This window comes from Acinetobacter calcoaceticus, assembly GCF_051947995.1.
Lineage (GTDB): Bacteria > Pseudomonadota > Gammaproteobacteria > Pseudomonadales > Moraxellaceae > Acinetobacter.
In genome coordinates this window covers 455,001-466,562 of the sequence record NZ_JBLVVH010000004.1, presented here as the reverse complement: position 1 = coordinate 466,562, position 11,562 = coordinate 455,001, and the positions used below count along the sequence as shown (strand labels likewise).

Genomic DNA, 11,562 nt, shown 5'->3' with positions numbered 1-11,562 from the left:
ACTCCCGACCCCTTAGTTCGTAGCCAAGTGCTCTATCCAGCTGAGCTATGAGCGCCTTAAGTAAAGTGGCGGTGAGAGAGGGATTCGAACCCTCGATACAGTTACCCGTATGCATCCTTAGCAGGGATGTGGTTTCAGCCACTCACCCATCTCACCGTAACACGAGCGCAATAATACAAACTAAAACCACATTACACAAGGGATGTTCCTATTTTTTTCCATTATTTCATCTCAATCAAATACTTTTTAATCAATTTTCGTATTTTTTCAGCATTTTTTAGTTCTACGCTTGTTAATATAGCGTTATCTCCTTTATTTGGATCGGGCCAATAAACAGAATCTTGCAATCTTTGACGTGCAGTTAGAGTTTGAATGACTTATGCTAAACCGATCTGCCAGATGTGAAATGAAACGATATGACTAAAAATTGGGCCGATCCCGAAGCAAAAGCAGAAGCGCAACGTTACGATAATCCTATTCCTAGCCGAACTCTTATTTTAACTACATTAGAACAATTAAAAGCTGCCCAGTCTCATGCAGAACTGGTTGACCACTTCAATATCCCCGATCAGAAAAGTATTGATGCATTAAATCATCGTTTAAGTGCGATGGTGCGTGATGGGCAATTAATGAAGGATGGATTTAAATACCAGCCTGCAACCGATTTACCGAGCCATGAGGCCACGGTTTATATCAATAGTAAAGGTTTGGGGACTGCCAACATTGCAGGTCAGGATGATGTGCTCCTGCCTGAACGCGAATTACGTCTGGTCTTTAATGGCGATCGCGTTAAAGTCCGTCAGACCTCCGTTGACCGTAAAGGTAAAGCCTGGGGCTTTATTACCGAAGTGGTACAGCGCCGAGTTAAACAGATTATTGGTAAAGTGGCTGAGCATGAAGGTGAATATTTTATTCAACCGGGCAATCCCAATCAGCATCAACCGATTACCTTAGAAAAAGAATTGATTGAACATGCCAATGCCAAAGTGGGCGATATGCTACGTGTGGCTATTGATGACTACCCGACCCGTGAAGAACTGGCGACCGGGCATGTGGTGCAGTCGATGGCGGATAAAGCCGATACAGAAATCATTATTCCGCAGACCATTCTAGAATTTGGTTTGCCTTATGAATTTCCAGAAGCCGTGATTAAGGAAGCCGAAAGCTTTAAAGAACCTTCTGAACAAGATCGTAAAGGCCGTGTTGATTTACGTGATCTACCGCTCGTCACTATTGATGGTGAAGATGCCCGCGACTTCGATGATGCAGTATTTGCAGAAAAACGTGCAGGTGGTGGTTATCGTGTGGTGGTCGCGATCGCCGATGTGAGCCATTACGTCCGTTTAGATTCACCTTTAAATGAAGAAGCTGAAGAGCGTGGGACCTCGGTTTATTTCCCGCACTTCGTGTTGCCGATGCTGCCCGAAGCCTTATCCAATGGCCTATGCTCTTTAAATCCGCATGTAGACCGTCTGTGTATGGTCTGTGATTTAAAGCTGTCACGTGCAGGTAAAGTGACAGGTTATGAGTTCTACCCTGCGGTGATGCATTCCAAGGCACGGTTGACCTATACCCAAGTCGGCCAGTATTTTGAAGGTGCCACAGATGCCATCCCGGCAGATAAAACCATTCATAAATCATTAAACACTTTATTCCAGCTTTACCAAACGCTGAAAGAGTTACGTGCCAAACGTCATGCAATGGAGTTTGAAACCATTGAAACCTACATGACTTTTGATGAGCTAGGCGGAATCAAGGAAATCTTGCCACGTACCCGTAATGATGCGCATAAACTGATTGAAGAATGCATGTTGCTGGCCAATGTTGCCGCAGCAGAGTATTCATTAGAGCATGACATTCCGATGTTGTATCGTGTGCATGAAGCACCCGAGTTCTCCCGTATTCAAAAAGTGCGTGATTTCGTCAAATTACTGGGCTTACCGTTCCCTGAACAGCCAACTCAGGCCGACTACCAAGCCGTGATTGAAGCGACCAAAGATCGTCTGGATGCACCAAGTATTCATGCAGTGTTATTACGCTCAATGATGCAAGCCTATTATGGGGCAAACAATGCAGGACATTACGGTCTGGCTTATGAAGCCTATACGCATTTCACTTCGCCAATTCGCCGATATCCGGATTTATTGTTACACCGTGCGATTAAGGCTTATCTTGATAAGAAACCTTACCCGCTTTCAGGTGCAGCATTAGATGATGCGGGTGAGCATTTCTCACAAACTGAACGTCGTGCTGATGAAGCATCACGCAGCGTCACCACTTGGTTGAAATGCCATTATATGCAGCAGCATTTGGGCGACGAGTTTGTCGGTGTGATTAGTGCAGTAACCGAATTCGGTCTGTTCGTCACCCTGAAAGACCTGTATGTGGATGGCATGATTCATGTGAGTCAGCTCGGTGAAGACTTCTTCCTGTATGATCAGGCCAGCCAAAGCCTCATCGGTCAGAATCGTGGTCAATCATTTAGCCTTGGTGATGAAGTCAAGATTCAAGTGGCCGGCGTAAATCTGGAAGAACGTAAAATTGACTTCCAGTTGGTTCAGCAATTAACCCATCTCGGTCGTGTGATTCGCCAGAAAGCACCTCGCACTGCGAATCCTTCTAGCTCGAATCGTGCGTCAACAACGGAAGAAGTATTTGGCAAAGCACCTTCATCGACGAAAGCTAAAGTCAGTGAAGACGGCGAAAAACCTGTACGCAAGAAAAAAGATAAGAACAAACCAAGTTCTTATAGCAAAAAGCCGGCTAAGAAGGCTTCGGCTAAGCCTGATACGAAAGAGAAGGCCAAAAAGAAAGTGAAAAAGAAAAAGTCGAATGCGAAAGCAAAGGCTGAGTAATGGATAAAAGATAAGGGAGCTTCGGCTCTCTTATTTTTCCCGGTTTAAGTTTTTATCGATCAGGTTCGATGTAACAACAAAAGCAGCCCCAGAAAACCAGAATAAATAATGTACCAGGTTTGTTGTACCAGCTCCCTTCCCCCAAAAAGGCTGAGTATTACAAAGACCAGTCCAGAGGCAAACAATGCAAGTAGTCCAAATATTGCCAGCATGGTTGCCCAGTCCGTAAAACCATATAACCGTTCCGGTTCTTCACCACTTTTCTTACGTTTAAACCAGCTTAGGAATAATTTATAGTAGACATATAGTGCCCCAGCGCCACATACAAGAAAGAATAAGGTCGAGGCTGGACTATTGGCAGATGGACTTCCGATCCCCCTAGAGCCCACATATACCGCATTGTTTAATGTAGCACTGGCCTGAGCAGATACACAAAAAGTGAAGAAAAAAGCACTGATATTTTTTAATCTCATGATTACGGTTTAACCCATCTAGTTACGCATTGCGCTAGAAAATTTTCTTCGCTAGATTTTTCTTTGATCATGAGTTTAGCAAGAAATTGGTTTTCATCAAGACATTTGCACCGTAGATAAAATACCTTTCCATTCCCTGAACTTATCAAGCTTTTCAGCCGCCATGCAAACCACGCTGCTAAACAGCCTACAGGCGTTTATGAATAAAAAAATGAATCCAGATATAAGAGATGAAGCATAGTTACACTTGATTTCTCCCTCGCTAAGCCCTACATCTATAACTATGTTTAGAAATGATATGGCAAAAATACAATGACACTACAGCAAGCGACACTTCCCACTCCCCAGTTTGATCAGATTCAACTTGCCGACTTAAAACAACAGATCGAACAAACGATTCAAAACGGTCAAGACTTCCTCAATCAACTTAATGAGGTTCCACAAGGCACCGAAGCACAACTGGCAACATTGAGTGAAGTCGATCAGCTTGAAAATAATATGAGTGAGTCTTGGGGCATTTTGTCGCATCTCAATGCTGTGATGAACAATGCCGAAACCCGTGAGGTGTATCAGGCGCTTTTACCAAGTTTAAGCGAATACTACACCCAGCTTGGACAACACACGGCGCTATATCAAACCTATCAACAGATTCATGATAGCGCTGCATTTCAAACACTCAGTGAAGCCCAACAAAGTGCTATTAAGCTCGCACTTCGTGACTTTAAACTGTCTGGTGTGGCTCTCGAAGGCGAAGCCAAAAAACGTTATGCAGAAATTTCGGCACGTTTATCGCAGTTGTCTTCAGACTTCTCGAATCATGTGCTTGATGCAACCCAAGCCTACTTTAAGCCTTTAGCAGAAGCACAACTTAAAGGTCTACCGCAAAGCAGCGTTGAACTGTTAAAACAATACGGACAACAGCGCGAGCTTGAGCAGGCTGTAGCCACACTCGACTTCCCTGCCTATTTTGCAATTATGACCTATGCCGAGGATCGTGAATTAAGAGAAGAGCTGTATAAGGCCTATGTCACCCGCGCATCTGAGCAGTCTGACAAGACTGAATTTGATAACACCCCTGTGATGGAAGAAATCCTCAGCTTACGTCAGGAAATGGCGCAACTGCTAGGTTTCAATAATTTCGCTGAATATTCACTGGCCAGCAAAATGGCTCCAGATGTCGAAACGGTGGATAAATTTCTGGTTGATCTGGCAGAACATGCACGCACCCCAGCACTGGCTGAAATTGCAGAACTCAAGGCGATTGCACAGCAGGATGGTATTGATGAACTTAAACCATGGGATGCAACCTATTATTCTGAAAAGTTGAAACAACAACAATTCAACCTTTCTCAAGAAGCGCTTAAGCCATATTTCCCTGCACCAAAAGTGGTACAAGGTTTATTCCAGATCGTGCAACGCCTGTACGGTATCCAGATCATCGAACGTCAGGCACCCGTTTGGCAGGATGATGTGCGCTATTTTGAAATTGAAGATCAAGGTCAAGTGGTCGGTGGTTTCTACTTCGACCTGTATGCCCGCAATGGCAAACGTGGTGGCGCATGGATGAGCGGCTTCCGTTCCCGCGTACAAACCACCACTGGTCTGCAAAAACCGATTTGCTACATGGTGTGTAACTTTACTCCACCGATTGGCGATCAACCTGCCCTGCTAACCCACGATGAAGTCATTACCTTATTCCATGAGTTTGGACATGGCTTACATCACATGCTCACCGAAGTGGACAACATCTCGGTTGCAGGTACACACGGCGTGGCGTGGGATGCAGTGGAGCTGCCAAGTCAGTTCATGGAGTTCTGGGCGTGGGACAATGAAAGTCTGGACGTGCTGAGTGAACATACCGAAACCAAACAAACCCTGCCACAAGAACTGCTATCAGCCTTATTGAATGCACGTTTCTTCCAGTCGGGTATGCAAACGCTACGTCAGATTGAATTTGCGCTGTTCGACCTGACCATTCACCATCAAGCCCCGGCATTAAACAGCCAGCAGATTCAGGACACGCTGGATGAAATTCGCCATAAGTTTGCCGTTGCCCCAACTGTTCCATATAACCGTTTCCAGCACAGTTTCAGTCATATTTTCGCGGGTGGCTACGCTGCGGGCTACTACTCATATAAATGGGCAGAAGTTTTAGCCAGTGATGCCTTTGACCGTTTCGAAAGCGAAGGTATTTTTAATACCGAGACTGGAAAAGAGTTTAGAAAGTTTATTCTAGCAGTTGGCGGAAAAGATACAGCTCTTGATGCGTTTCGCAATTTCCGAAAAAGAGAGCCTAAAATAGATGCGTTATTACGTCATCAAGGTTGGACGAACACAGATAAAACCGCTTAAACTATGTCATTATTATTCACAGGGTGTAATGAACTGACATGAAAAGACAATTCATCGCGGGTGCAAAATGTCCCAAATGTGGAGCGTTAGATCGTGTGGTTAAGATCATCACTGTGGATGACGAGTGGATTGAATGTATCGACTGTGCTTATAGCGAGAAGCGCCCCACCCACGTGGAAGAGCAACAACCCGCTGAGCCAGATGAAATTGGGGTGATACAGTTCAAACCTCGTCATTTTGACTAGAAAGGTTAAAAATGATGTCCACATATCCAACTGAAAATTCCAGATTATTATGGATGATCATCGGTGGAATAAGTGTTGTTGTGGTTCTGTTCCTTGCTGTCCAATGGTTTTTAGCACAAAAAGATCAGCAATCGACAACAACACCAACTCAACCTGCTGCGGCTCAGACCGCTGTTACCACGTCTCAACCAGACCCTGCTGTCAGCAATGAAAACGTGACTGCGGAAAATGAGCCTGCGGCGCCAATTAAACTGGTTGAAGAGTCGATTATTAAAGCGCCGCTTCCAACCAATGACAGCCTGGCCAAGGAAGAAATTGCAAAACTGGATGATATTCACCTGCAACTTCAAGACCAGCAACATGAGCTTAAGCAGCAACATGAGGATGTTGATCAAATGCTTAAACTGAAGGAAGAGCAGATCAAGTTATTAGAAGCGCAACTTGCTGCCCAGAATCACTCTTAAAACATAAAAAGCTTTAACTTTCGTTAAAGCTTTTTTATTGCCGAACGTTTTTAATCTAAAATTTGTCCAGAACGCGATTTCAACTGAATTGGTTTCTGAATCGTTTGTGCAATCAAGATTCCCACCAAAGTCAAACCACCACCAATATAATGGAACATTTGCAAATGTTCTCCGAGTAGGGCCACTGCAATCAATGCGGTAAATAAAGGCAACAGGTTCATAAAGATACTGTTGCAATTCGGTCCTAAATGTCGGACCCCTTCAATCCATAAATAAGACAACAAGACCGATGAGAAAATACTGGCATAAACAATCAGTGGAATGGTTTGCTGATTTAACTGTATATCTTGGGCCGGTAAAAACACAAAGAATGGCAAGACATATAAAATCGCAAAGCTGGACTGGACGAAATTCGATTGCCAGGCAGGAATCGGCATTTTCCAGCGCTTTAATAACACCCCATATAAAGCATAGCCTGCTGCTGCAATCAGCATTAAACCATCACCGAGATGTACGCCCTGCCCCCATATATTGCGAATACTGCCATGACCCAATAAATATAAAATGCCATAAAAAGACAGTGCGCCACCGAATAACATGCCATAGCTGATCCGGTCTTTGAGCAACACACTACTCAAGATCATGGTGAGTAATGGAATCAAGGCAGTGACGATCGCCATATTGGTTGCCGTGGTCGTCGCTGCTGCCTGATAGGACAAAAACTGGAATAAAGACACGGAAAGAAAACCACCAAGTGCCAACTGTTTCCAATACTGCTTAATGGTCTGTCGATTTTTCCAGACCGGAATCAGCACAAACATACTCATCACAGTGAGCGCCAGTACCAAACGATAAAAAGTGATCGCAACTGGTGAAATTGCATGGCTGGCCATTTTAGACACCACCACATTCCCAGCCCAAAATAAAATGGCGAATAATGGATAAAAATAAGCTTTCTGAAACATAATCAAAACCTGTACATAGCCGTACCGATCATGCTAAAAAACAATCAATTTGCTTTTACTCGATAAAAAGACGATAACTGTTTTAAAAGAGACATTTTTGGCTGCGCACCGTATGGGAAAAAATTTTCAACATAGTTTTCTGGATTATCCGGTTTATGCCTTCTCGGAGAATTATCCCCATGGTCATATTGAAGACTGGCATAGTCATGATCGGATTCAGCTAATTCATACCCTGACAGGCGTGATCCGTGTCCAAACTCATGAAGGCATCTGGATTACACCGCCAGGAAGAGGCGTCTGGATACCAGCCCAAAAACCGCATGCGCTACTGAGCAGTGGTGAAGTTAAAGCAAGAGGCGTTTTTATTGAAAACTCAACTCAAAACGATCTGCCAGATCAATGTCGCGTGGTTGCAATTCCAGCGTTATTACGTGAATTGATCAGTAGTGCGATGCATATACAAAGCACGATTCAACCAGCAAGTCGCAATGAAAGGCTGCTACAGCTTATTCTGGACGAAGTTCGTCTTCTGCCCGCACTGGCTTTTAATTTGCCCGACCCACAAAGCCCCAAGCTTCAGCAGTTATGCCAGCGCATTAAAGAAAATCTGGCTTTGGAATGGAGTCTGGAAGAGAGCGCACAACAATTACATATCAGCACTAAAACGCTGGCACGTCATTTTCAAAAAGAAACTGGCCTACATTTTTCCCATTGGGTTCGACAGGCAAAACTGATGCAGGCCATGATTGATTTAGCCATGCATAAGCCGGTGCTGAATGTAGCCTTAGATTTGGGATACGATAGTCCCAGCGCCTTTAGTGCCATGTTTAAACGTGAAACCAGTATGACGCCCAGTGACTATCTGAAACAATTTTCTGATCACGCAGTTTAAAGGCATCACACATTCCTAACAGAAAAATACACATTCCCTTCACTTCCACACAGGCATAAAATAAGCCCAAATTCTCGATACTGCCCTGGTTATGGATACTTCCCAAACGAATCGCAATCTCTTTTTGGCGATTGGTTGCCTAACGATTTCTGCACTACTTTTCTCTGTGATGGGTATTTGTATTCGTTATGCTTCTCATACGGTCGATAATTACACCATTGTGTTTTTCCGTAATGTGGTGGGGCTGATCCTATTTCTGCCTTTTATTTTTAAACAAGGCATGGGATTTGTAAAAACAGAAAAACTCTGGATGCATACCTGGCGCAGTATCGTCGGGCTTGCAGCCATGTATGGCTTCTTCTATGCCATCGCACATCTGAAACTCTCCAATGCCATGGTATTTACCTATTCTTCTCCGATTTTTATTCCTTTAATTGCCTGGCTGTTCCTGAAAGAAAAAGTTACTACGGCGATGCTGTGCGCTGCAGGGCTGGGATTTATGGGCGTATTCTGTGTGGCAAAACCCGATCAAGGTTTATTAAACTGGATCTCCATTGTCGGCATCAGTTCAAGTCTATTGGCCTCTATGGCCTTTGTTACCGTTCGTGCCCTGACCCAAACCGAACCACCTGAACGGATCGTATTTTACTTCTGTCTGATTGGTTCCCTGCTTTCGGTGATTCCGATGTTCTGGGTATGGCGACCTTATCATCTACATGAATTATTTTTCCTGGTCGCGGCAGGCGTCTTAGCCAATGTCAGCCAGATCTTTATGTCTCATGCCTACCGTCTTGCCCCTGCTGGACAAATTGCCCCTGTGAATTATATTGCGATTATCTTCGCCGGAATTTGGGGCTTTTTACTCTGGAATGAAGTGCCAGATTTATACAGTGTGATTGGTTTCGGCATTATTTTATTGGCAATTCTATTATGCAGTCCACTAATCCAAAGGCAAAAGCAGACTTAATAAATAAAAATAAAGACGTTAAAAAAAAAGCACCCGTAGGTGCTTTTTTAATTTCAATTGTTAGTGCTTATACCAGCCAAACATCTGGAAGATATAAGGTGCATAGGTCACCAGCACCAACGATGAGAACAATACGATAATCGGCAATAACCAACGTTCATAACGGAAGTAGAAACTGGTGTATTTCTCTTTCGCTTCCCTGTCGGCGGCCGAGACCTCTTCATCCCCGACGGAGAGTCGCGTTAGCAAGTGGTTCAATGCAACCGGTGGCGTTACATAACCAAATTCGAAGGCGACTAGTACAATCATCCAGAAATGAATCGGATGAATACCATTCTCGTAGGCCACAGGTGCAACCGTTGCCGCTACCAGAATCACGGCGCCGAATGGATCGGTCGTCATACCAATAATCGCCAGTAACAGTGCAATAAAGGCAAGTGAAATATAGATATTGCCCAAGTGTGTTGGTAATAATTCCACCACTTCAGCACGTTCAATCAAGCCACCGACACTTGCAGACAAGGCCATCAGCAGAATCAACGCACCGATATGTCCAACTGTTTCTGAGGTTGCAAAACGTAATGCACCACCAAAACCAAAGTGCTTGCCCCCATGTGGATCATGAGACTTCAGGAACTCAGATTTTTTCTCGTGTTCACGGACCAGAGCTTCATGCTTAGGATCAATCACAGGCGCTGGCGCCATTTTTGATGCGAAGAGCTTGTCAAACAAGATCATTGCGATCAATACCAACGGTAAAATCATTGGTGCAGTGAATTCATTGATTGATGTATCTAAAGCCAACTTATAGAACATCACCACAGCAAAACCGATAATCACATAAGGAATGACAGGTACACAGGCACGTAACATGCCAGGCACTGCAACCTTAGGTGAATTCACGCGAAATTTTTCTTCGGCAAGAATTAATGAAACACCGAGGAAAATAAATGCAGTTAACCAGAAGACATAGATACCGTGATCAAATAATTCGGTAGAAGTCACATGACGGCTGTCGAGCATTGAGATCAGGATGACCAGTAAGCATGGGCGAATCACCACACCTAAAGAGCCTGACATTGCCGATACAGCCAATGCATATTGACGACGCGCACCCGAATTCCAGACTTCTTTATAAATGATTGCACCGGCTGCAATTACGAAAATCCCGGAAGCACCAGTATAAGCTGTTGGAATCGCTGCTGCGATCAGGATCAACCAGGTTAAAGTTTCTGGTGCCAGGTTCCATGGACGCAGGATATTTAAGAATAAATCCATCACACGGGTTTGAGTCAGTAACATACCGGCCCAAATAAACAGTGCAAGATTCAGGAAAATACCCGAGAACTCAACCAGAATACCCAAGTAGATCCCTTGCCCCATTGGATAATCCATGAAGAAGGTAAATACAATACCGGTTACCAGAGACATGAAGGCGTACAATGGCACACTGAGTAAAGCTAAACCAAAGTTGCCCTTCGGCTGAGCCGTCTTCGGTATAAAGATAAACTGGAAGATACTGATAATGGTCAGGGATACAAATAATGCAATCCACAACCAGTACAAGACCGCCGTTTTCCCTGCAACTTCAACCCCCGAATTCAGTACAGAATGATATTGGCTAACCACTGAATAGCTCAGTAAGGCATTCCCCGCCACCATCAAGGCTGAATAGACACGGAAGTCAATCTTGGTTTTTGGTGCACGTAAACCAATATGGTGGTAACGCAATGATGCTGTAATTGAAGCAAACAACACCATAACCAGTAAAATTACGGTCTGGTTTTCAGAACCTAATTTGAAAATTCCAAAGAACGTTGTCTCAACCTTTCGATAAGTACGAATACTTGGATGTGCTTCCAAATGCTTCATGGCCTTATCATAGAATTGATATTTTTCTTCACACTGCTGCTGTGCTGCCAGCAAAGAGGTACGCACATCAGACTCAGAAGCAGCCCCGAACATACTTGCAAATTCATCAGCAGCATTGGCCTTCATCTGCGCCTGAACTTGTGCATCAATATTCGGATGTCGATCACAAGATGGTTTTTCAGGCTCTGCCCGTAAAAACGAATATTGCATTCCTGTGGTCTGATCACCGTAAAGCCGCTCCCCCATACGGAGCATTTGACCGTGAATCATCTCGCCAGTACCAATAAGCAAAGTCATTAGCAACAAAGCAAGAATGATGAAGGTTGATATCCAATCATTCCAGATATAGCCTAACCGGGCTAATCCGGATTTTTTCTCTTGATCATTTTGCATGTCTATTCCAGTTTATTCTTATCAACATCCATCCAAAGATGTTGAATCATGCGCTGTCCATGGTTGATAGATAAATGAATTTAC

9 protein-coding genes and 1 tRNA gene are annotated in these 11,562 nt (G+C 44.1%); 6 read left to right on the top strand and 4 right to left on the bottom strand.

Annotated elements, in window-relative coordinates:
* Nucleotides 1-66: 66 nt before the first annotated feature.
* Nucleotides 67-156 (bottom strand) — tRNA-Ser (locus ACNQO6_RS10950).
* A 260-nt stretch (nt 157-416) separates the two neighbouring features.
* Here ACNQO6_RS10950 and rnr point away from each other — a divergent pair.
* Nucleotides 417-2,855 carry a ribonuclease R gene (rnr, locus tag ACNQO6_RS10945; RefSeq protein WP_440208958.1) on the top strand — a complete coding sequence of 813 codons (2,439 nt, stop codon included), beginning with the start codon at nt 417-419 and terminating at the stop codon, nt 2,853-2,855.
* A 59-nt stretch (nt 2,856-2,914) separates the two neighbouring features.
* Here rnr and ACNQO6_RS10940 read toward each other — a convergent pair whose 3' ends face one another.
* A complete protein-coding gene (locus ACNQO6_RS10940) occupies nt 2,915-3,328 on the bottom strand; it encodes a putative four-helix membrane protein (RefSeq protein WP_440208957.1) in 414 nt (137 codons plus the stop codon).
* 312 nt (nt 3,329-3,640) lie between these two features.
* On the opposite strand from ACNQO6_RS10940, the gene ACNQO6_RS10935 reads away from it, so the two are divergent.
* From ACNQO6_RS10935 to ACNQO6_RS10925, 3 genes are read left to right on the top strand one after another with little or no spacing between them, the layout of a single operon-like run.
* Nucleotides 3,641-5,680, top strand: a complete 2,040-nt coding sequence (locus ACNQO6_RS10935) for a M3 family metallopeptidase (RefSeq protein WP_440208956.1) — start codon at nt 3,641-3,643, stop codon at nt 5,678-5,680.
* A 38-nt stretch (nt 5,681-5,718) separates the two neighbouring features.
* The gene (locus ACNQO6_RS10930; RefSeq protein WP_004775846.1) at nt 5,719-5,925 is read left to right on the top strand and encodes a YheV family putative metal-binding protein; all 207 of its coding nucleotides are present in this window, start codon (nt 5,719-5,721) and stop codon (nt 5,923-5,925) included.
* Nucleotides 5,926-5,936: 11 nt separating this feature from the next.
* Nucleotides 5,937-6,389: a hypothetical protein gene (locus tag ACNQO6_RS10925; protein WP_440208955.1), complete on the top strand. Its 453-nt coding sequence runs from the start codon at nt 5,937-5,939 to the stop codon at nt 6,387-6,389.
* Nucleotides 6,390-6,439: 50 nt separating this feature from the next.
* Here the strand turns inward: ACNQO6_RS10925 and ACNQO6_RS10920 are convergent, their stop codons facing one another.
* Entirely contained in the window at nt 6,440-7,354 is a 915-nt protein-coding gene (locus ACNQO6_RS10920) for a DMT family transporter (protein WP_440208954.1), read from the bottom strand.
* A 112-nt stretch (nt 7,355-7,466) separates the two neighbouring features.
* Here ACNQO6_RS10920 and ACNQO6_RS10915 point away from each other — a divergent pair, with 112 nt between their 5' ends.
* The gene (locus tag ACNQO6_RS10915; RefSeq protein ID WP_440208970.1) at nt 7,467-8,246 is read left to right on the top strand and encodes an AraC family transcriptional regulator; all 780 of its coding nucleotides are present in this window, start codon (nt 7,467-7,469) and stop codon (nt 8,244-8,246) included.
* 91 nt (nt 8,247-8,337) lie between these two features.
* The gene (locus ACNQO6_RS10910; RefSeq protein ID WP_440208953.1) at nt 8,338-9,213 is read left to right on the top strand and encodes a DMT family transporter; all 876 of its coding nucleotides are present in this window, start codon (nt 8,338-8,340) and stop codon (nt 9,211-9,213) included.
* A gap of 60 nt (nt 9,214-9,273) precedes the next feature.
* Here the strand turns inward: ACNQO6_RS10910 and ACNQO6_RS10905 are convergent, their stop codons facing one another.
* Complete coding sequence (locus ACNQO6_RS10905) at nt 9,274-11,478, bottom strand: TRAP transporter large permease subunit (protein ID WP_343580088.1); 2,205 nt, start codon at nt 11,476-11,478, stop codon at nt 9,274-9,276.
* Nucleotides 11,479-11,562: the final 84 nt, after the last annotated feature.